This window comes from Pseudarthrobacter sp. NamE2, assembly GCF_005796205.1.
Lineage (GTDB): Bacteria > Actinomycetota > Actinomycetes > Actinomycetales > Micrococcaceae > Arthrobacter.
Genome location: NZ_VAHN01000056.1, coordinates 1 through 409 on the forward strand (window position 1 = coordinate 1; position 409 = coordinate 409).

Annotated in this window: 1 pseudogene; it reads right to left on the minus strand. The window is 68.7% G+C overall.

From position 1 onward, the window contains the following. Positions 1-409 (minus strand): annotated as a pseudogene (locus FDW83_RS18995) (beta-eliminating lyase-related protein); the annotation flags it as partial.

The window sequence follows — 409 nt, forward strand, 5'->3', positions numbered from 1 at the left end:
ATTGAGGTTCGCGCCGTCGATGTACACCTGGCCGCCCGCGGCGTGGACCGCGTCGCAGACCTCGCGGACGTCGGCGTCGTACACCCCGTGGGTGGACGGGTAGGTGATCATGATGCAGGACAGGACATCCTTGTTGGCCTCGATCTTGGCGTACAGGTCCGTGTGGTCAATGGTCCCGTCGGCAGCGGTGGCCACCACGACCACCTTCATCCCCGCGAGCACGGCCGAGGCGGCGTTGGTGCCGTGCGCCGAGGCCGGGATCAGGCACACGTTGCGCTGCTGGTCTCCGCGGGAGTGATGGTACCCGCGGATCGCCAGGAGGCCGGCGAGCTCGCCCTGGGACCCGGCGTTGGGCTGGATGGAGACCTGGTCGTACCCGGTGATCGCGGTCAGGTCCGTCTCCAGCCCT